The 20291-nt window shown below is 70.8% G+C and carries 21 protein-coding genes; 11 read left to right on the plus strand and 10 right to left on the minus strand.

Annotation, left to right across the window (positions count from 1 at the left end; genetic code table 11):
- Nucleotides 1-118 precede the first annotated feature (118 nt).
- Complete coding sequence (locus tag ACQUQF_RS16655; RefSeq protein WP_435180218.1) at nt 119-3331, plus strand: methyl-accepting chemotaxis protein; 3213 nt, start codon at nt 119-121, stop codon at nt 3329-3331.
- 160 nt (nt 3332-3491) lie between these two features.
- Here the strand turns inward: ACQUQF_RS16655 and ACQUQF_RS16660 are convergent, their stop codons facing one another.
- Nucleotides 3492-3731, minus strand: coding sequence for a DUF7533 family protein (locus ACQUQF_RS16660; RefSeq protein WP_435180219.1), 240 nt, complete (start codon nt 3729-3731; stop codon nt 3492-3494).
- 157 nt (nt 3732-3888) lie between these two features.
- On the opposite strand from ACQUQF_RS16660, the gene ribE reads away from it, so the two are divergent.
- Nucleotides 3889-4593 carry a riboflavin synthase gene (gene ribE, locus ACQUQF_RS16665; RefSeq protein WP_435180220.1) on the plus strand — a complete coding sequence of 235 codons (705 nt, stop codon included), beginning with the start codon at nt 3889-3891 and terminating at the stop codon, nt 4591-4593.
- Nucleotides 4594-4744: 151 nt separating this feature from the next.
- Nucleotides 4745-5362, plus strand: coding sequence for a hypothetical protein (locus ACQUQF_RS16670; RefSeq protein ID WP_435180221.1), 618 nt, complete (start codon nt 4745-4747; stop codon nt 5360-5362).
- Between the two features lie 26 nt (nt 5363-5388).
- On the opposite strand, the gene ACQUQF_RS16675 is transcribed toward ACQUQF_RS16670, so the two are convergent.
- Nucleotides 5389-6504, minus strand: coding sequence for a PrsW family intramembrane metalloprotease (locus ACQUQF_RS16675; protein WP_435180222.1), 1116 nt, complete (start codon nt 6502-6504; stop codon nt 5389-5391).
- A 130-nt stretch (nt 6505-6634) separates the two neighbouring features.
- Here ACQUQF_RS16675 and ACQUQF_RS16680 point away from each other — a divergent pair, with 130 nt between their 5' ends.
- The 3 genes from ACQUQF_RS16680 (at nt 6635) to ACQUQF_RS16690 (ending at nt 8804) form a co-directional block, all read left to right on the plus strand.
- Nucleotides 6635-6823, plus strand: coding sequence for a hypothetical protein (locus tag ACQUQF_RS16680; RefSeq protein ID WP_435180223.1), 189 nt, complete (start codon nt 6635-6637; stop codon nt 6821-6823).
- 170 nt (nt 6824-6993) lie between these two features.
- Nucleotides 6994-7368, plus strand: coding sequence for a DUF7532 family protein (locus ACQUQF_RS16685; protein ID WP_435180224.1), 375 nt, complete (start codon nt 6994-6996; stop codon nt 7366-7368).
- The gene (locus tag ACQUQF_RS16690; protein ID WP_435180225.1) at nt 7365-8804 is read left to right on the plus strand and encodes a DUF402 domain-containing protein; all 1440 of its coding nucleotides are present in this window, start codon (nt 7365-7367) and stop codon (nt 8802-8804) included. The genes ACQUQF_RS16685 and ACQUQF_RS16690 overlap by 4 nt, the downstream gene beginning before the upstream one ends.
- A 15-nt stretch (nt 8805-8819) precedes the next feature.
- On the opposite strand, the gene ACQUQF_RS16695 is transcribed toward ACQUQF_RS16690, so the two are convergent.
- Nucleotides 8820-9176: a cell division protein SepF gene (locus ACQUQF_RS16695; RefSeq protein ID WP_115794796.1), complete on the minus strand. Its 357-nt coding sequence runs from the start codon at nt 9174-9176 to the stop codon at nt 8820-8822.
- A gap of 292 nt (nt 9177-9468) precedes the next feature.
- Between ACQUQF_RS16695 and ACQUQF_RS16700 the strand changes: the two genes are divergently transcribed.
- The 3 genes from ACQUQF_RS16700 (at nt 9469) to ACQUQF_RS16710 (ending at nt 12616) form a co-directional block, all read left to right on the plus strand.
- The gene (locus tag ACQUQF_RS16700; RefSeq protein ID WP_435180226.1) at nt 9469-11178 is read left to right on the plus strand and encodes a S8 family serine peptidase; all 1710 of its coding nucleotides are present in this window, start codon (nt 9469-9471) and stop codon (nt 11176-11178) included.
- 72 nt (nt 11179-11250) lie between these two features.
- The gene (locus tag ACQUQF_RS16705) at nt 11251-12039 is read left to right on the plus strand and encodes a DUF1028 domain-containing protein (RefSeq protein WP_435180227.1); all 789 of its coding nucleotides are present in this window, start codon (nt 11251-11253) and stop codon (nt 12037-12039) included.
- 4 nt (nt 12040-12043) lie between these two features.
- Entirely contained in the window at nt 12044-12616 is a 573-nt protein-coding gene (locus tag ACQUQF_RS16710) for a hypothetical protein (RefSeq protein ID WP_435180228.1), read from the plus strand.
- 151 nt (nt 12617-12767) lie between these two features.
- Here the strand turns inward: ACQUQF_RS16710 and ACQUQF_RS16715 are convergent, their stop codons facing one another.
- Nucleotides 12768-13247 carry an RNA-binding protein gene (locus ACQUQF_RS16715; RefSeq protein WP_435180229.1) on the minus strand — a complete coding sequence of 160 codons (480 nt, stop codon included), beginning with the start codon at nt 13245-13247 and terminating at the stop codon, nt 12768-12770.
- A 97-nt stretch (nt 13248-13344) separates the two neighbouring features.
- On the opposite strand from ACQUQF_RS16715, the gene ACQUQF_RS16720 reads away from it, so the two are divergent.
- Together ACQUQF_RS16720 and ACQUQF_RS16725 are read left to right on the plus strand one after the other, a co-directional pair.
- Nucleotides 13345-13641, plus strand: coding sequence for a DUF6432 family protein (locus ACQUQF_RS16720; protein ID WP_435180230.1), 297 nt, complete (start codon nt 13345-13347; stop codon nt 13639-13641).
- Between the two features lie 134 nt (nt 13642-13775).
- Entirely contained in the window at nt 13776-14900 is a 1125-nt protein-coding gene (locus ACQUQF_RS16725; RefSeq protein WP_435180231.1) for an aminomethyltransferase family protein, read from the plus strand.
- A gap of 24 nt (nt 14901-14924) precedes the next feature.
- Here ACQUQF_RS16725 and ACQUQF_RS16730 read toward each other — a convergent pair whose 3' ends face one another.
- The 6 genes from ACQUQF_RS16730 to ACQUQF_RS16755 all read right to left on the minus strand — a co-directional run bounded on the left by ACQUQF_RS16730 (nt 14925) and on the right by ACQUQF_RS16755 (nt 20274).
- Nucleotides 14925-16046, minus strand: a complete 1122-nt coding sequence (locus ACQUQF_RS16730) for a site-2 protease family protein (RefSeq protein ID WP_435180232.1) — start codon at nt 16044-16046, stop codon at nt 14925-14927.
- Nucleotides 16047-16291: 245 nt separating this feature from the next.
- Nucleotides 16292-16861, minus strand: a complete 570-nt coding sequence (locus tag ACQUQF_RS16735) for an LURP-one-related/scramblase family protein (RefSeq protein WP_435180233.1) — start codon at nt 16859-16861, stop codon at nt 16292-16294.
- A 49-nt stretch (nt 16862-16910) separates the two neighbouring features.
- Complete coding sequence (locus ACQUQF_RS16740) at nt 16911-17378, minus strand: hypothetical protein (protein ID WP_435180234.1); 468 nt, start codon at nt 17376-17378, stop codon at nt 16911-16913.
- Nucleotides 17379-17382: 4 nt separating this feature from the next.
- The gene (locus ACQUQF_RS16745; protein ID WP_435180235.1) at nt 17383-18432 is read right to left on the minus strand and encodes an anion permease; all 1050 of its coding nucleotides are present in this window, start codon (nt 18430-18432) and stop codon (nt 17383-17385) included.
- A 232-nt stretch (nt 18433-18664) separates the two neighbouring features.
- On the minus strand, nt 18665-19042 hold the full coding sequence (locus tag ACQUQF_RS16750; RefSeq protein WP_435180236.1) for an Hsp20/alpha crystallin family protein: 378 nt from the start codon (nt 19040-19042) through the stop codon (nt 18665-18667).
- 218 nt (nt 19043-19260) lie between these two features.
- Complete coding sequence (locus tag ACQUQF_RS16755; RefSeq protein WP_435180237.1) at nt 19261-20274, minus strand: AI-2E family transporter; 1014 nt, start codon at nt 20272-20274, stop codon at nt 19261-19263.
- Nucleotides 20275-20291 lie beyond the last annotated feature (17 nt).

Here is a 20291-nt window from a genome sequence, read left to right on the forward strand (position 1 = left end):
GAGAAATGGGACCAAGCGGCAGGAACAGCGATTACTCGAACACTGACACGTCCGGCGCGCGAGAAGCGTCGTCCGGCGGGACGGACGAGCGGTCGGCGGCCGAGGGAGGCGGAACCCGATGAAGATACGGACGAACCTCATCGTGGTGTTCCTGATAATCTCGCTGGTGCCGGTCGCGGCGGTCGGGATGGCCGGCCTCCAGAACATGCAGGCCGTCGGGTCGTACGCCCAGGACCAGAGCACCGAGCACATGGAGCGCCAGGTCACGGGCGAACTGAACAACAGCGTCGCGGCCAGGCAGGAGGAGTTCCAGAACCTGCTCAACGTGCGGCGCATCGACGCGGTGTCGCTTGCCGACTCCAGACCGGTCCAGAACTACGAGGCGGCGAGCGCGGGCCAGATGGAACTCATCCGGAAGCAGAGCCAGCGGCAGGTCGGGTACACGGCGCTCCAGATGCACGACACCATCGAGTCGACCAAGCAGACGGTGCTCGAAGAGCGCTATAACGGCCGGAGCTGGGAGGAGCTGTCGGCGGCCGAGAAGCGCGAGGTCGAGCGCCAGGTCGAGCGCATCCTCGTCGGGACGACCGGTAACGGGACCGCGCCCGACGGGACGCTGTCCCAGATGTTCCAGCCGGGGTACATCGGCGACACGGGGTACGCGTACATCACCGACAAGGATTCGAACATCGTCTCGCACCACAGCCTCGCGGACGGGTTCAACCTGAAGGAGGACGCCTCGCTGACCGTGTTCGACGAGATCAAGTCGAACGTCGAGTCGGACCCGGCCATCAGGAACGGCTCGGACTGGGGCATCGCCACCTACGAGTGGGAGGACACCACCCAGGAGGGCAACCCGCTCGAGCAGAAGTTCATCGCCTACACCTACTACGAGGAGTTCGACTGGGTGCTCGCGCCCAGCGTCTACTACTACGAGCTCCAGACCGCCGCGGTGGCGAACGCCCGCGACGGCATCAACGAGTCGTTCCGGAGCTACATGAAGAACCGCGCCGTCACAGTCGACGGCGTGGACGTGCCCGCGTACGACCAGGTCATCCTGACCGACGAAACCGGCCAGGGCATCCTCAAGGCGTCCCGGACCGACGGCGGTGAGGTCGCCACCGAGTCGGTGACGGACACCTCGTACGCCGACACGTCGTGGTACCGGGGCACCGACAGCCTCGAGAAGGGCTGGGTCCACGTCGGCGACGTCCACCGGGTCGACGGCTCGCTCCGGATGTACGTCGCCACGCCGGTGTACCACGACGGGGCCTACGCGGGCACCGTCGCGCTCCGGTTCAACTTCTCGATCCTCTCGCGGCTGACCAACGGCGTCACGATCGGCGAGAGCGGCCACCTCTCGGTCGTGAACGGGGACGGTCGGTTGCTCAGTCACCCGAACCGATCGCTGGTCGCCGCAGGGTCGAACGTCGCCGAGGACGCGAGATGGGGGTCGCTCTCCGGCATCGCGAAGGACCGCATCCTCGCCGGCGAGTCGGGGCTCGACACGTACACCCGGCCCGCGGGCGGTGACGAGAGCCGGTACTACGTGGCCTACGCGCCGCTCCGGTTCGGCGACAAGCGGTTCTCGCTGCTGGCCACGGTGCCCGAGGAGGACGTCACCGGGCCGGCGGCCGCGCTCGGCAGCGAGGTGAGCGAGCGCACGACGTCGGCGCGGAACCTGATCCTCGGGCTGGTCGGGCTCATCGTGGTGGTCGTCGTGGGGCTGGGGTACAAGCTGGCGCAGTACTTCTCCCGGCCCATCGAGCGGGTCCGCGACCGGGCCACCGCGCTGGCCGAGGGCCGGTTCGACGAGGAGGTCGACGTCTCGACACCCAACGACGAGATAAACGAGCTCGCCGACGCGTTCGCCGAGATGCAGGCGAACCTCAGGCGGCAGGTCGACGAGCTCCGGCGGGTCAGCGAGAACCTCGGCGAGGGGAACCTCGACCAGGACGTCGAGACCGACCTGCCGGGCGAGTTCGGCGCCATCATGACCGACATCGACGACGGCGTGGCCCGGCTCCAGGCCGGGTTCGACGAGATCCGCGAGACCAGCCGGCACATCAAGCGGGGCGAGCTCGACACGGACGTCGACGCCGACCTCCCCGGCGAGTACGGGGCGGTGCTCGCGGACCTCGAGTCGGGCGTCGAACAGCTCGGCGCGAGCTTCGACCAGATCCGCGAGGCGAGCGAGCAGCTCCGCGAGGGGAACCTCGACCAGGACGTCGAGACCGACCTGCCCGGCCAGTACGGCGCGGTGATGGCCGACCTCGACGCCGGGCTGAGCGAGGTCGAGCGCAGCCTGGCCGAGGTCAAGGGCCTGGCGAACCGGTTCGCCGAGGTGAGCGACGAGACCGCCACCAGCGCCGAGGAGATCGAGGCCGCCAGCCAGGCGACCGCCGAGTCGGTCGAGGAGATCGCCCACGGCGCCGAGCGCCAGACCGAGCAGCTCCAGGAGGCGGCCAGCGAGATGAACGACCTGTCGGCGACCGTCGAGGAGATCGCCTCCTCGGCCGACGGCGTGGTCCGGACCGCCAACGAGGCGGCCGACCTGGCCGACCGGGGCCGGGACCGGGCCGGCGAGGCCATCGAGGAGATCGGCGCCATCGAGTCGGAGGCCGACACCGCGGTCGAGCAGGTCGAGGACCTGGGCGACCGGATCGACGCCATCAACGAGATCGTCGGGCTGATCACCGACATCGCCGAGCAGACCAACCTGCTCGCGCTCAACGCCTCGATCGAGGCCGCCCGCGCCGGCGAGGCCGGCGAGGGGTTCGCGGTGGTCGCCGACGAGATCAAGACCCTGGCGAGCGAGGCGGGCGACGCCACCGAGGAGGTCGAGGAGCTCATCGACGACATCCAGGACCACGTCGGCGACACGGTCGGGGACATGCAGGCGATGCAGGAGCGGGTCGAGACCGGCTCCGAGACCATCGAGAGCGCCATCGAGCAGTTCGACGACATCGCGGACGTCATCGAGGACGCCGAGCACGGCGTCGAGGAGATCTCCGACGCGACCGAGGACCAGGCGGTCTCGACCGAGGAGGTCGTCTCGATGGTCGACGAGGTGTCGAGCGTGAGCGAGGAGACCGCGGCCGAGGCCTCCAGCGTGTCGTCGGCGACCGAGGAGCAGACCGCCGCGATAAACGACGTCTCGCGCAACGTCCAGGAGGTGTCGGAGTCGGCCCGGAACCTCCAGGCGCTGGTCGACCAGTTCGAGGTCGGCGACCGCGACGGCGAGACCGGCCCGGGCTTCGACGCCACCGAGTTCGAGCCCAAGCCCGCGGCCACCGACGGCGGCGGGTCGGCGGCCGACCCCGACGCCTGAACCGGCGGCCGGCCGCGGGGTCGACTCGACCGACCGCGGCGGTCGATCCCGCGACGCGCTTTTTCGGACGCTCGCACCCCAGCAGTGCCTGGGCCGTATCAGCGTTCGCCAGGAAGCGCAGCCGTCGTCGCGGTCACGCCGCGCCGGGGCGGCGTTACCGTCACTCCTCGTCGTCGGGCGTCTCGGCCACCTTGCTCACCGTCTTCTCGGCGACGGCGGCCGGGACGTCGGTCGGAGTGGTCAGGTACTCCTCCAGGACGACCATCGCGACCGCCACGACCACGAAGAGCCCGCCCAGCAGGCGCTGACCGTCGAGCAGTAACTGGACCCCGAGCAGGCCGACCGGGAGCGCGAAGACCAGCGTCGCCGCCAGCTGGAGCGTGCCGATGATACCCTTCATCACCGGTCGGTTCCGGGCGGGCGGGCAAAAGTCTCGCGGGTCCGGACCGACCAGACCGGACGGGACTAGCCGGCCGACGGGATGTCCGCGACGAGAGGCGGTCGGGCCGCGACCCACTCCGCAATCCTTTTCATCCGACCGGCGCCTCGAATCTGGTATGTTTACCGGAATCGTTGAGGAGGCCGGCGAGGTCGTCGACGTCACCGCGACCGACGACGGGCGGCGCCTCCGCGTGGCGGGCGACGAGGTGACGGGGGAGCTCGACCGCGGTCAGAGCGTCAGCGTCAGCGGTGTCTGTCTCACGGTCGAGGAGCACGGGCCCGACTGGTTCGAGGTGTTCCTCGCGAGCGAGACGGTCGCGAAGACCTACCTCGGCGACCTCGGACCGGGCGACCCGGTGAACCTCGAGCGGGCCATGCCCGCCGACGGCCGGTTCGACGGCCACGTCGTGCAGGGCCACGTCGACACCACCGCCGAGGTCGTCGACGTGCGCGAGGTCGGGGAGGATAGCGAGGCGCGGAGCGCCTCGGAGGACCCGAGCGGTGAGCGAAGCGACCCGCGAGGCGGCTGGGAGTACGAGTTCGCCGTCCCCGAAGGGTACGGCCGGTACGTCGTCGACAAGGGGTCGGTCGCGGTCGACGGCATCAGCCTCACGGTGGCCGACCGCGGCGAGGACAGCTTCACGGTCGCGATCATCCCCGAGACCCGGGCGGTGACCAACCTCTCGGCGAAGTCGGTCGGCGATCCGGTCCACCTCGAGGTCGACGTCATCGCCAAGTACGCCGAGCGACTCCTCGACGACGCGGGGTTCGAACTGGACGACGCGAAGACCGAGGACGTGCTGGAAGCGCCCGAGCGGTAAGCCCGGGCGGACTAGACCGATCACCGCCGAGTTCCGCGACCGTAGCCGCCGAACCGCCCGGACGGTGACGACCCGGGCACCGACGCGACCCCCTCGGTTGCCGAAACGCGTCTGACGAAGTTTTTTACCGAAGCATCGAAATCGGAATCCCATGCGAACTGCGGAACTCCTCGCCGGACTGATCGTCGCCGGCGCGCTCGCCGTGGGAGCCTCGGCGCTCGCCCCCGGCGCGCAGCCGACGGCGGCGACGGCCGGCGCGGGGCTGCTCGGCACCGGACTGGTGGGGCTGGTCGTCACAGCCGTCGACCGCGCGGTCGAGCGCCGGCGGGTGGCGGCGCCGTTCGGGCGCTGGCGAGGTCGGAAGGTCGGCCTCTCGAACGCCGATCGGCTCGCGGTCGCGCTCGGGTCGGGCGCGGTGTTCGTCCGGTTCGTGCTGGTCCACCTCGTCGCCGACCCGCTCCGGGTCGACGGCGCGGCGCTGACCGCCGTGGCGGTCGCGACCATCGGCGTCGCGGTCGGCTACCGGACCGCCGGGAGCCCGCTCGACGGGCTGCGTCACGGCGCGCTGGCCTGCGGGCTCGGCGGCGCGCTGTGCGTCACGCTGGCCGCCCACGACGTCCAGCGGCTCGTGACGGCCGCCGCGTTCGACGCGGCGGTCGCGGGCGTCGGCGTCGCCCTGCCCGTGTCGTTCGGCGCGTTCGGCGGGCTGTCGGGCGCGGTCGGCTGGTGGCTGGCCGACCGGGTCGCCGGGGGCGACCCGCTGGCCTGACCGGTCGTGCGAGACGGCTCCGCGGGCTACTCCGACCGGTCCTCGTCGGCGTAGGGGCCCTCGGCGCGGCGGCGGTCGCCGGACGTCTCGGAGTGCTCGTAGTCGCCGACCCCGTCGGTCGACTCCTCGAAGTCGGCGCGGTCGCGGCCCACACGGTCGTCCGCGAACGAGACGCTCTCGTTCATGTCGACCTGGCGGTAGGCGGCCCGGTAGCGGGCGATCTTCCGGTAGAGCAGGTAGCCGAAGACGCCGTCGTAGACGAGCACGAAGCCGATGAACGCCACGCCCGGCGCGACCGCGACCCCCAGCAGCGACAGGATCGGGTCGAGGTACGTGACCAGGGTGTTGTAGGTCGCGTGGATGAACGCCGCGATGAGCAGCCCCTTGACCACGATGGGGCCGGCGTTCTCCCGGTTGAACTTCGCGAGGCCGAGGTAGTAGCCCGCGAACGCCGAGTAGATGACGTGGCCGGGCCCGGCGAGCAGGCGGACCGCGGCGGTCTGGCCGGCCGAGGCGATCTGCTGCTGGCCGACGGCGCCGACGTCGGCGATGCTCTGGGTGATGTAGATGGCGTTCTCGATGGTGGCGAAGCCGAGCCCCGCCATCGCGCCGTACACCGCGCCGTCGATGACCGCGTCGAACCGGTCGCTCCGGAAGGCGTAGAGCCGGACCGCGAGCCACTTGACGGTCTCCTCGACCGGCGCGACGACCACGTAGAAGAACAGCGCCATCCCGACGACCGGCACTAGCGTGACCGCGGCCGCGAGCGTGTTGATGATGGCCGCGAACCCCGCGAACAGCACCCCGAGCAGGAAGGTCCCGACCAGCAGCACCAGCGGTTCGGAGGTCGTCACGTCGGCGTACCAGATGTAGGCCGCCAGCCCGAACGCCGGGACGACCGACAGGAGGACGAACGCGCCGATGAGGGGGTCCGTGACGGCGGCGAGGCCGGTCAGCGCGAACTGGGCGACGAGGATGGCCAGCGCGAGCAGGACGAGCACGGCCCGGCCGAGCCGCCGCATCCCGCGGTAGACGCCGCCCGACAGCCTATCGAGCCGGCTCCGGGGTTCCCAGGTCGCGACGTCGTAGAGGTCCGCGGAGTCGGTCGCGCCTTCTTCTATCGGATCGCGTTCACGTGCCATTGCCCGGAGGTAGGAATCCCAGTACCAATTATCTGGCTCCCGGCCGGCCTATGATACCTTAATTGTGATAATACACCATTAGGACTGGCAGGGGAACGCTTATCATCGAGAACGGGGCTCAGATTCCGGTATGACGACGTACCGCAGCGAGAGCCGAGGACTCATGTACACAGCCCCGCCGAGCGGGGACGAGGAGGAGAATTCGGAGCGAGCGGCCGAGACCGGAGAGCCCGCGGAGGAACGCGAGATGCCCGACCTCGGGCCGACGAGCGCCACCACCGACGCCAACTGGACCGGCACCGTCCCGGCCGACGACTGAGTCGCCGACTCGATCGGAAACCGATCGCGCGACCGAGCGAGAACCGATTGCGTGACAGACCGGGAACCGACCGAACGACGCCCGCGCGAACGACGCGGGTTCGACCGGCGACCACCGTCTCTTCTCGCCCGAACCGCTACACCGAAGGGAACGCCGCCCGACCGTCCGGTATGAGCCTCGACCCCCGCATGCGCCGGGCGCTCCGCGAGGCCGGCGTCTCAGAGGAGACGCTCCGGGAGGCCGCGGACGCCGCGGCGGCCGACGCGGAACGCACCGCCGACGAACTGGAATCGTTCTTCGACGACCGCGAGACGGTGTACTCCGACATGGACCTGACCCACAGCGCCGACGAGTACCCCGAACATACGGTCGAGTACGCCGACCTGTTCACCCACAGCGAGGACGTCCGGGGCTGGCTCCGGTTCGACTCGTGGGGCGCCTACGTCGAGGGCGGCCGGGTGCTGAGCGACGAGGTGGTCGAGCTCACGCTCGGCCCGACGATCCACGACCGGGTGCGGTTCGCGACCGCCCGCGAGGAGCTATGAGCAGGGTCCGCGTCCGGGGCATCTACGCCACCGCGCTGACCGTGCGCCTCCGCGAGGCGTTCGACGTCGTCCAGGCCTCCCCGCCCATCCGGCGGCGGTTCGACGCCGAGTTCGACGCCGCCGAGTACGACGCCGCGGTCGAGACCACCGACGACCGGCAGGGCGTCGGCGTCTCGGGGACCCCCGACGCCGTCGCGGCGGTGGCCGACGACCTCGCCGCGGTCGGGGTCGACACCTTCCGGTGGACGGACCCGGCCCCGCGCGGGGCGGTGTTCGACGCGCCGGTGACCGACACCCTGGGCGGCGGCGCGGTCGTCGACCTCGGCGACCGGGAGGGGTACCTCTCGTTCGGGAGGGTCGACCGCCGCATCGACGCGGGCGACCGGGTCCGGGTCCAGGTCCACGACCCCGCGCCGCCGTGGGCCGACCACCGGCCGGTGCTCGGGACCGACATCCAGGCGTTCGGCGGGGTCGCCAGCCTCTCGACCGGGGTCGACCGGGTGGTCGCCGCGGGCGACGAGGCGACCCGGACCGAGCTCGCCCGGACGACCGAGATGCTGCCGACCGAGGTGCCCGACGGGTGGGGCGTCCGCTGGGAGTACGCCGCCGAGGACGCCGGGATGGACGCGATGGACGACGCCCTCTCCCGGGCGGTCGACCGGGCCGAGGCGGTCGACGACGCGCTCGCGGACGCCCCCGACTCGCCGGACGCCGGCGGCGACCTGCCCCGGCGGCTCGCCGCGCCCGAGGCGACGACCTGGTGCTGGTTCGGTCGGGAGTCGCGGTTCGCGCTCGACGCCGACCGCCGCCGGGTGACGACCACCATGCCCGGCCACCACCGCGTGAAGGCGGCCCGCGAGTCGGCCAGCGCCGCGGTCGACTTCGTCGAGGACCTGTGGGCGGGAACCGAAGGCCTCGGTACTGCGGACGACGACTTCCCCACCGGGGCGGCCCTCCGGCAGTTCGGCCCGAGCGAGGGCGACAGCGTCGAGATCGCCCACGGCAAGCCCGACGGCCGGTGCTTCTCGCTCGGCCGCGGCGAGGTCACCGAGTGCGACCCGGCGGAGGGGAAGGTGACCGTCCGCCGCGAGATGTCCGGGCGGGGCACCTACGACGCGCTGGGGACCGACCGCGAGCGCGGCGACGTCGCGGTCACGAAGTTCCGGGAGGGCCGGTGGTGGTACCCCACGGTCTACCGGAGCGCGGACGGCGAGCGCAAGGGGACCTACGTCAATATCTGCACGCCGGTCGAGCTGTTCCCCGGCGCCGCCCGGTACGTCGACCTCCACGTCGACGTGGTGAAGTTCCCGGACGGCGGGGTCGAGCGCGTCGACGACGACGAGCTCGACGAGGCCGTCGAGAACGGAGACGTCGCGCCCGAGCTCGCCGAGAAGGCCCGGAGCGTGGCGGGCAGCGTCGAGCGCGCGCTGGAGTAGAGGAGAAGTCCGGGGTCAGCGCGAGAGCTTCTCGCGGCTGACCTTCACGCCGGTCGGGGTGACCAGGATCTGGTCGTCGCCCTTCTGGACGATGTCGCCGTCGACCTCGCGGGCGACCTGCTGGAGCTCGTTGGTGATGCGCTCGACCGTGGTGTCCTCGGTCCGGAGCCGGGTGATGTCCGCGACCACCAGGTCGCCGTCGTAGATGGCGTCCTTGATGGCGATGACGTCCTGCTGGCCCTGGATCTCGGCGATGTGAACCTGCATCGCGGCGTCGCCCGACGCCGTGTCGAAGTCGTCGAGGTTGAGTTCCACGTAGTCCTCGGCGGTGTGTGCGTCCCGATCGCCGAGGATCTTGCTCATGAAGCCCATAGGCACATGGGCCGGTCGAAACGGTATAGTTCTTACGTCAGACGGGCGTGCAAGGTGCCCGACCGCATCGGCCCGCCTCCGATTCCCCCGGCCGACGCCCGGCGGTTCGTCGCGCGCTGCTCGCACGGTCTCCTCCCCGTCCGACGGGACTACCCGTCGACGATCGACCGCGGCCCCGGTTCGAGACTTCGTAACACAACCTCCCAGCCGAGATATAATTTTCACTTTCCGTTAGAAATGCTTATGATTTTATGGTATACTTTACCACAGGATGTCCGATAATAGAAATCGAGTGTCGAGGCGGAACGTTCTGCGGGCCGCGGGGAGCGCCGTAGCGGTCACGGGCACGGCGGGCCTCGCGGGTGCGTCGGAGACCGTCGAGGTCAACGTGGGGTACGGCGCCGAGAGCGGACGCGCGGCCGCGGTCGAGGCGGCCAGCGAGGTCGTCCGGGAGTTCGCCTTCGACGCGCTCACCGTCACCGTCGCGGCGCAGGCGGTGCCGGGGCTGCGGAACCGGCCCGACGTTCGCTACGTCGAACTGAACGGGACGATGGAGGCGTTCGCCCAGACCCTGCCGTGGGGCGTCGACCGGGTCGACGCCGACCTGGTACACGACGACGGCGAGACCGGCGAGGGCGCCGACATCGCCATCATCGACACCGGCATCGACGACGACCACCCCGACCTCCGGGCCAACGTCGGGGAGGGGAAGGCGTTCGTGGACTGCCGGGGGTCGAACTGCAACTACCCCTGGTCCGACGACAACGACCACGGGACCCACTGCGCGGGCATCGCCGACGCCGCGAACAACGCCGAGGGCGTCGTCGGCGTCTCCACGGAGGCCACGCTCCACGCCGTCAAGGTGCTCGACAGCAACGGGAGCGGGTCGTTCTCGGACGTGGCGGCGGGCATCGAGTGGGTCGCCGACAAGGGATACGACGTGGGCTCGCTGAGTCTCGGGGCGAGCTCCGGCTCCCAGACCGTGAAGGACGCCTGCCAGTACGCCTACGACAAGGGCGTCCTGCTCGTGGCTGCCGCCGGAAACGACGGCCCGTGTTCGGACTGCGTGGGCTACCCGGCCGCCTACTCGACGGTCGTGGCGGTCAGCTCGACCGGCAGCGACGACTCGCTGTCGAGCTTCTCCAGCACGGGACCGGAGGTCGAGCTCGCGGCGCCCGGCAGCGACGTCTACTCGACGGTCATCGGCGGCTACGACACCTTCTCGGGCACGTCGATGGCGTGCCCCCACGTCTCGGGCGCGGGCGGCCAGCTGATGGCCAACGGCTACACCAACAAGGAGGCCCGCCAGCAGCTCCGGGACACCGCCGAGGACCTGGGCCTCTCGTCGAACGAGCAGGGTCACGGCCTGTTGGACGTCGAGGCGGCGCTCGGCGGTTCCGGCGGGTCGAACAGTTCGCCCTCGTGTGCGCTCGTCAGTCCGAGCGACGGCGACACGGTCGCCGGAACCGTCACCGTGCAGGTCGACGCGGGCGACAGCGAGGACGACGACACCACTCTCGACGTCGACGTCTCCATCGACGGCGGGACGTGGCGGAGCGCCGCCTACGACTCCGCCGGCGGCTACTACGAGTACGACTGGGACACCACGGGCGTCGCGGACGGCGACCACACCGTGCAGGCCCGCGCGACCGACAGCGACGGCGCGACGACCGAGTCGAGCACGATAACCGTCACCGTCGACAACGCCACCGGCGACAGCGCCCCGAGCATCGACCAGTTCGCGCTGACCGACGACAGCAACCCCGCGTGGACCCGCTACTACGTCGACTGGAGCGTGAGCGACGCCGACGCCGACCTCGCGGACGTCACCTCCGAGTTGCTCGACTCGTCCGGGTCGGTGCTGGCCACCGAGAGCAACGACGTCAGCGGCTCCAGCGCGTCCGGGACGGACTACCTGGAGTCCAAGGGCGGCGCGAGCGAGATTCGACTGACGGTGACCGACGCGGCCGGCAACAGCACCTCCGACACCGAGTCCGTCTGATCGACGCCGGGACCGAGCGAATCGGCTTCCGACAGACCGAGTTTTTTGGCCCGCCGCTCCGTCGGATGGAGTGTGACATTCAGCATCTGCGTCCGCGAGGAGTACGTCGACGAATCGGGCGACGAACAGACCCGGTTCGGGGTCGCGGTCACCACTCGTCTGCCGGCGGTCGGCACGCTCTGCCCGTTCGCCAGCGAGAACGGCGCCGTGGCGACCCAGAGCCTGGTCAACGTCGAGCTCGGCCGGAAGGGCGTCGAGTACCTCGACGACGGGCTCGCCGTTGAGGACGCCCTGGAGGCGCTGCTCAACGCCGACGAGGGCGCGGCCCAGCGCCAGCTCCACGGCGTCGACGCCGAGGGCACCTTCGCCTTCTCGGGCGAGGAGTGCAAGGGCTGGTACGGCCACGTCGAGCGCGAGAACTTCACGGTCGCGGGCAACCTGTTGACCGGCGAGTCCGTCGTCGAGGCCACCGCCGACGCCTACGCGGAGCGCGCGCCGGGGCCGGACGGCGAGGCCGACGCGCCGCTCGCCGAGCGACTGATCGACGCGCTCGCGGCGGGCCACGCCGAGGGCGGCGACAAGCGCGAGGACCTCCGGGTCCAGAGCGCCGCGCTCCTCGTCGAGTCGACCGAGGACCGCGAGATGGAGCCGTACTACGACGACCTCCGGGTCGACGCGACCGAGACGCCGATCGAGGACCTGCGCGAGACCTACGAGCTCGCCCGGGAGGGGTTCGAGGCCGCGGTCGAGCGCTACGAGGAGGCCTACGAGGACGACGCGCTCGACGCCGCAGACGACGGGGGCGAGGCCGAGACGAGCGGCGACGGCGCGGACGAGGCGGCCGACGGGCGCGGCGAGTAGCCGCATGTCGCCGGGCGAGTCGGGCCGGCGCCTCCGCGCGGCCGGCGCCGCGGGCGTCGCGGGCGGACTCGGCTGGGCGGCCCGAGCGGTGCTGACGTTCGCGGCCGACCGCGGGGCGTCGGTGCTGGGCTACGGGACGCTCGACGTCCTCGTGCCGCTCGTACTCGGGCTGGCGGCGGTCGGGGTCGGGGGCCACTACGTCCGGACGCAGGCGTCGTGGAGCGGCGGCACGACCGCGGGGTTCGTCGCGTTCTTCGCGGGGCTGCTCGGCGCGCTCGCGGGGTCGGCGGCCTACGTCGCCGCCGGGCTGCTCGTCGGGTGGACCCTCTCGGTGTGGTCGTACTTCCTGGCGCTCGCCGGCGCCGTCGCGTTCGGCGCGGGGCTGCTCTGGGACGAGGTCCCGCCCCGCGTCGGCGCGGCGCTGCTCGCGGGCGCGCTCCCGGCCGGCCTGGTGGTCTCGCTGTCGCTGGCGGTCGGCGGCGTCGTCCCGGACGAGGCGGTGGTCCCGGTCGGACCGGGCGTGCTGCTCGGCGCCGGCATCGCCGCGCTCGGCTGGTGGGTGTGGCGGAGCGGGTAGCATCAGGAGCGAAGCAAGCGCACTCACCGCGAGCGAGGGCGGAGCCCGAGCGAGCGGACCAAGGGAGGACCAACGGGACGACCGCCGTGGTTTTGGTCGAGCTTTTGCAAGGGCGCGCCTCTCGGGGCGCGCCCGCTGGAAAAGGTCGTTTCTAGACGTCGAACTCGTAGAGGTCGTCGCCGACGTGGTGGACCGACTCGACGACCTTCCCCTCGTCGCCGACCATGTCGTCGCCGTCGGTCTTCGCGCGGCCGACGGCCAGCACCTTGCCGTGGGACTCCTCGGCGACGGCCACCAGGTCGCCCGCCGCGATGTCCGCGTCGGCCTCGACGATGCCGGGCCGCATCACGTCCGCGCCGTCGCTGACGAACGACACCGCGCCGGCGTCGACGGTGACCACCCGGTTCTGGGGCGGGTACTGGTTCGCGCCCCGGACCGTGAGGAACGGCTCGTCCTGGTAGTACAGCACCGCGGGGTCGCCGTCCACGAGCACGACGTCGAACTCCGAGTCCTCGAGCTCGACGAGCTCGTAGGTGTCGGCGTCCAGGTCGACCCCGAGGCGGTCGGCGAGGCGGTCCTCGATGTCGCCCACCTCGTCGCTCCGGAGGTGGTGACGGGACTTGACTCTCATACAGTAGCGTGAGGCGTTTCGCGGTTTAATACTCTCGGCTTTCGCGCCGACTCCGTTTTCAGATAAAGGTAAAAGCCCGCCGGTGTTACTGCCGGGTATGAAGGCAAAGCGGGAGTACCGCGACCGCGACGCGGTCGAAGTCGCGGTGCTCGACGCCCTCGTCGACCGGAGCGACGAGGGCATGACCGTCTTCGAGATTCGCTCCCACGTCGACAGCGACATCGACGAGCTCGAGACCGCCCTGGCCAACCTCAAGCAGGACGACCTCATCTCCGCCGAGAAGCGCGACCGCCGGACGCTGATCCGCCCCGACGACCGGGTGATTCCGGACCCGGACGAGGAGGTCGACGAGCAGTCGTTCGTGGACAGGGTCATCGACCGACTCCCGCTGTGAGCCGCGGGTCGCGACGACCGCCACCTGTCCGCCGAGGCCGCTGAAGCCGCCGAGCGACCGGACGGGGACCGGAGCGCCGCCCGACTCGCCGATTCCGACCGTTTAATCCCGGCCCGGACCCAACGTCCGTAGCGATGACTGTCATCGAGGGCCAGCAGACCGACCTCGGGGCCGAGTGGACGGAGGTAGGCGGCCGGCGCGTCCCGGCCGACTACGGCCGGCCGGAGCGCGCCCACGGTGCGGTCCGGCGGGTGGTCGGCGTGACCGAGATGCCGTACGGCGTGGTGGTCGTCCGCGGCGACGACCGGGTCGAGTACGTCGACAACGTGGTGTCGAACGACGTACCCGGCGAGGACGGCGCCGGGGTGTACGCCCTCCTGCTCGACCCGCAGGGCGGCGCGGAGCTGGACATGTACGTCTACAACGCCGGCGAGCAGCTCCTGCTGTTCGTCCCGCCGGGCGAGGCCCGCCCGCTGGCCGAGGAGTGGCGCGAGAAGGTGTTCATCCAGGACGTCGAGATCGACGTCGCCAGCGACGACTTCGCCGTGTTCGGCGTCCACGGACCGAAGGCGACCGAGAAGATCGCCAGCGTGCTCAACGGCGCGTCCTCGCCGGAGGGCCACCTCTCGTTCGTCCGCGGGCGGATGTCGGAGGTCGGCGTCACGGTGATCCGGACCGACGCACCGACCGGCGAGGAGGGGTACGAGGTGGTCTGCGCCACCGGCACGACGGTCAACGAGACCGGCGAGGAGCGGGCGAACGCCGAGCTCGTCTTCGACACCCTGCTGACCCAGGGGCTGAACGCCGCCCCGTTCGGCCGCCGGACGTGGGAGTCGCTGACCCTCGAAGCCGGGACGCCGCTGTTCGAGACCGAGCTGGCGGGCCGCATCCCGAACGTGGTCGGACTCCGGAACGCCGTGGACTTCGACAAGGGGTGTTTCGTCGGCCAGGAGGTCGTCTCCCGCGTGGAGAACCGCGGCCAGCCGAGCCAGCGACTCGTCGGGCTCCGGCCCGAGGCGGTGCCCGACGCGGGGGCGGCCGTCTTCCGCGGCGACGAGGCGGTCGGCGAGGTGACCCGCGCGGTCGAGAGCCCGAGCGTCGAGGCGCCGATCGCGTTCGCCGCGGTGGACTTCGACGTCGGCGGGGACCCGGACGCCGACCTGTCGGTCCGGGTCGGGGGCGAGGAGGTGCCGGCGGAGCTCGCGGACCTGCCGTTCGTCGAGGGGAGCGACCGGTCGGCCCGGATTCCGGAGTACTGACCCGGGTGCCCGATCCCGGGGCCGTCAGTACCCCCGCCGAATCGTCAGCGCGTGGCCGTAGTCCGACTCGGTGAGGACTCCGACCGGCTCCCCGTCCGACTCGACCAGCGCGGTCGGCGACCCGGACTGGGTCAGCAGCGCCAGCGTGTCGAAGGCGTCGGCGGTCGCTTCGACCTCCGGGAGCTCCCGGACGACGTCCCGGACCCGCGTCGTCGCCCAGTCGTCGCGGTCGACCCGCCGCAGGTCGGCGAGCGTCACGACGCCGACGACGGCCCCGCCGTCGTCCGTGACCAGGTGGGCGGTCTGGCGGTCGCGGAGCATCAGGTCGCCGAACTCGTCGATGGTTGTCGTTGCCGGGACCGTCGCCGGATCCCTCGTCATGATGTCGCCCACGGTGAACCCCTCGAGGAGCTCGTCGAGGAGCACGGTCCGGGACTCGGTGGTCGCCGCCCCGTAGATGAACAGCGCCAGCAGCAGCATGATGATCTGGAAGTTGAGCACGCCGACGACGGCGAACAGGAACGCGAACAGGACGCCGACCCGGGCGGCGATCCGGGTGGCGGTGCCGTACGGGCGCGACCGGGCCAGCAGCGCCCGGAGCACCCGGCCGCCGTCCATCGGGAACGCCGGGAGCAGGTTGAACGCGGCCAGCGTGAGGTTCGTGATGGCGAGCCAGCCGACGACGAACCGGGACAGCTGGAGCGAGCCCGGGAGGAGCAGGGTCACGGCCCAACAGACCGCCGCGACGAGGATGCTCGACGCCGGACCTGCGATGGCGATCCAGAACTCGCGGTCCCACTCCTTCGGGAGCGTCTTCAGCGACGCGATGCCGCCCAGGATCCAGAGCGTGATCGACTCGATCTCGATGCCGTACCTGAGCGCGGCCCAGGAGTGGCCCAGCTCGTGCAGCGTCACGCTCGCGAACAGGCCGAGCGCCGCGGCGACGCCGATGAGCCACGGCGTGAGACCGGCCCTGAGGCGCTCGGCATCGAACCCGACGCCCGTCAGCCCCTCGATCAGTCCGGCGTAGAGCTCGATCTGCTGGCCGCTGCCGATCAGCCACACGAGAATCGGGAGGAAGAGCAGCAACGAGGTGTTGACCCGAATCGGAATGTCCCAGATCTCGGTGATGGTGTAACTGCGCATACCGCGTCGTAACGACGCCTTCCACTTAAAACGGAACAGCCGAGTCGAAGCCGCGACGGTCGCGGAACCCGCAGTTCTCGGAGCGGCGCTCCGGCTCCGAAGGACGGGCTGGCTCTTCCCCACCGCCCTGCTACGCTCGGCTCAGTTCCGAAGGACAGCGTCCTTCGACCTTCGCAGAACCCCGAGTTCTGCTCAGTTCCGGGAGACGAACCGCGTCTTCCGACCCTCGCCTCGCTACGCTCGGCTCAGTTCCCCTCGATGGCGTCGACCACCATCGCGGCCGCGACGACCGCCTCCTTCGGGATTCCGGCGTCGTCGTCGATGGTCACGTCGTACGTGTCCTTGAGCGAGAACCGACCGTCGATGGTGCCGACGTGGCGGCCGTCCGGGGCCGTGATCTCGTACTCGTGGGGGATGAGCCCGAAGAGCTCGCTGAGGTGGCGGAGGAACGAGACCAGCCTGCTCTTGGAGGTGATCTCCGCGACCGGGTTCCCGGTGTCGGGGTCGCGGAGGGTCCACTTGTCGACGACGAAGGTGAAGTTGCGGTCGAGCACGACCACCGTCTCGCCGGTCCGGTCGTCGACCAGCGCGTAGTCGCCCGCGAAGTCGAAGACGCCGCCGGCCTTCACGGTGAACGCCGGGTTCCCCTCCGCGTCGACGAACGGGAACTCCTCCTTGAGCTTGAACAGCTTCTGCTTGCCCCGGAGGACGAGGTCGCCGGCGGCGTCGTAGGCCTTGTACTTGTTCCGAATCGGCGACTGGACCACCGTGTACTCGTCGTCGGTCAGGTCGAGGGCGGCGATGTCGGAGACCATGACGGGGGGTCGGACGGCGGCCCCAAATACTTTCGTGCCGCGGGGCGGGTCAGGCCGTCTCCTCGCGTTCGTCGCCGGACTCCGTTTCGAGGGCGCGCTCGACCTGTTGCTCGACCTCGGCCTCCACCTGTTCGTCGAGTTCGGCGTCCACCTGCTGTTCGACCTCGGCCTCGACCTGCTCGTCGACCTGGGCCGCGACCTCCTCGTCGATGCGGTCGGAGACGCCGTCCATCTGCTGGCGCACCTCGGTGTCGACGCGCTCGCCGACCCGCTCGTCGAGCTCGGTCGCGACCTGCTCCTCGGCCTCCTCGGAGACGGCGCGTTCGAGCACGCGCTCGTAGATCGACATCTTCTCCCAGACCCGGAGCAGGTAGCCGACGACGAGCCCGCCCTCGAACGCCGCGACCCGGGGGTCGACCTCGAACGCGAGGAAGGCGAACCCGCCGACGAACAGCAGGCCGTAGAGCAGTTCGACGTAGAACCGGACCTCGCGGTCGCCGAGTGCGTTCCGGAGCATGGTTTCAGGCGACGGGGAGGCGGGTCGCCGCCTCGAAGGCGGCGTAGGCGGTCGCGCCGGCCAGCAGCGGCGTGGCGAACCACGTCGAGACGACCCGCTTGGTGGTCCGGGGGTCGTACAGCTCGAGCTGGTCGTCGCGCCACGTCTCGCGCTCGCCGGCGGTCAGTCCCTCCGGCCGCACGGCGGCCTCCAGCGGGATGCGGCGGCTCGCCCGGCCCCAGCCGAGCCCGATGACGCAGGCGGTCGTCGTGACCGCGAGGCTGGCCGGGATGCCGCCCCAGCTCAGCGCGGTGATGATCGAGGCGGCGAGCAGTTCCACGACGAGCGACGCCTCCAGCGAGAGGTCGGTGATCTCCTCGCCGACCGTCTCCATCGTCCGCGGACCGAGGACGAACGCGCCGACGCCGATGGCCAGGCCGCCGAGCGCCACGGCCGGGGTCATCTTCATCGCGCCGGCGCCGACCAGCGGCGCGACCGCGTTGGCCACGTTGCTCGCCCCGGCCGAGAACGCCATGTAGCAGCCGATGCCCACGACCGCCAGCCTCGTCGCCGGGCCGAGCCGGTCGCGGAGGTCGAGCCGGTCGACCAGCGAGTCGTAGAGGTACCGGCCGAAGAACCCGGCGACCCAGAACGCCACCAGCGGGGAGACGAACCACCACATCACGACGACGCCGACCGTCTCCCACCGGAGGACGTCGAGCGCCGCGCCCATCCCGACGACCGCGCCGACCGCGGTCTCGCTCGTGGACACCGACACCTTGAGCGCGTTGCCGAGCAGGATGGAGAGGCCGGTGAACAGCAGGATGCCGATCGACGCCTCCAGCGTGAAGTACCGCGGCGGCACGAACTCCTCGCCCAGCGTGTGGACGACGTTGGTGCCGACCGTCGCGCCGCCGAGCAGCGCGAAGGCGGCCATCAGGGCGGCCGCCTGCCGCATCGAGACGGCGCCGCTGCCCGTGGCGGGGCCGAACGCCACGCCGGTCGAGGAGCCGCCGATGTTCACGCCGACGAACGCCGCTGTCGCTGCGCCGAGTACCAGGAGCGTGCTCGCCATGGATTCGTCTCACCTCGCTACGGGAGCGTGTGTCTGCGACCGTCGGATGCGCGACTACCCGGTGTGCTCGGCTACCCGACTGCGGACGGACGGGCCGGGAGCCGAGCCGGACGTGAGAGCCGGACCGGACGAGCCGCGAGTCCGGGCCCGGGCACCGCTACGGGCGTCCGGGCCGGGCGAAAATCGGAGGGTCGGTGGTGACGCTACGCCGGCCGCGCGGCGCTACCGCGGCTCAGCTCTCGATGGGGATGGTCTTGCCGCGGGTGGTCGCGCCGCGGGCCGGGAGCCGGACCTCGAGGACGCCGTTGGTGTACGACGCCTCGATGCCGTCCTCGTCGACCTCGCGGGGGAACCGGAACCGGCGGTGGTAGGTCTTCTTCCGGTTCCGGTCCTCGTCGACGTGCTCGGCCGCCACGTTCAGCACGCCGTCGTCCCACGCCAGGTCGATCTCGTCGGTCTCGAAGCCGGGCATGTCGACGGTGAGGACGAACTCGTCGTCCTCCTCGTACAGTTCGTAGTCGTTACCACCGAACGAGTCCTGCCCGAAGAGTCGGGAGGGCAGGTCGAGGTTCTGCATCCACGAGCTGGCAGGGCTGGTCGGCAGTGCCATCGTGGGTCACCTCGATTCCGGTTGAAGATTGTTCGCGGTTCTTATTAAATCTTTTGTCAAGTGCGTTATCGACGGTCGTTTCGAACCGGGATAATCGCATGACTGCAGTATATCGTGTCGACAGGTCACGGACTCGTTCGGTCGCTGATTCCGCCGGAACGACCCCCACCGTCACCACTGCGGGCGGCCCCGGAGGCGGTCGGGTGCCCGGTCCGTCATCAGGCGTATTCGCGCACGACGACCACGACGATAGCGCGGGTGAACCCGAGGACGATGGGGCCGACGAAGATTCCCATGAACCCGAACACCGCGAGTCCGCCGAAGATGCCCAGGACGAGAATCGCGGGGTTCAGGTTCGCGCTCCGGCCGCCGACGACCGGCCGGAGGTAGTTGTCGGTGAGGTTGACGACCCCGAACCCGTAGACGAGCAGCGCCGCCCCGCCGACGAACCGGCCCACCGCGAACAGGTACAGCGCGGCGGGGATCCAGATGAACATCGACCCCACGAGCGGGAGGATGCCCAGCACGACCGCGAGGACCGTCCAGAACAGCACGTTCGAGAAGCCGAGCACCAGCAGCGCGGCGCCGGTGAGCACCGCCTGCACGACCGCGATGACCAGCGTCGTGATCAGCACGGCGTAGGTGAGGCGGTCGAGTTCGGCGAGGAGTTCGTCCTGGACGCGCTCGGGGAGCGGCGTCACCTCGCGGAACCACGCCACGGTCCCTTCGCCCCCGACGAGCAGGTAGTACAGCACGAACCCGAACACCGTGAGGCCGAGCATCACCTTCGACACCCCGCCGAGGAACCCCGACGCCCCCTGCACCGCCCGGCCCGCGCCCGACTGGACGACGCCGGCCACCTCCTGGAGCGCCTGGTCGACGTAGTCGAACGGATCGACCCCGAACGAGTCGATGAGCAACTGTCGCACCAGCGCGACCTCCTCCCGGACGTCGGCCGACTGGAAGCCCTCGACGGCGGCCACCGCCTGCCGGACGACCACCCGGAGCAGGAGGGCCAGCGGGAGCACGAACAGGAACGTGGAGGCGACCATCAGGACGACCGCCGACTTCCGCGGGCCGACCCGGGGCGCGAGGCGGCGCTGGAGGGGGAACAGCGTGTAGGCCAGCAGCACCGCGAGCGCGACGTAGGTGAAGAACGGCCAGACGACGAGCAGCGACGCGTAGAGCGCGACCGCGAGCAGGGCGAGCGCGAACGCCTTCTCGGCATCCATGCCCCGGCGCTACGCCG

The sequence above is a fragment of the Halorussus sp. AFM4 genome, assembly GCF_051194995.1.
Taxonomy (GTDB): domain Archaea; phylum Halobacteriota; class Halobacteria; order Halobacteriales; family Haladaptataceae; genus Halorussus.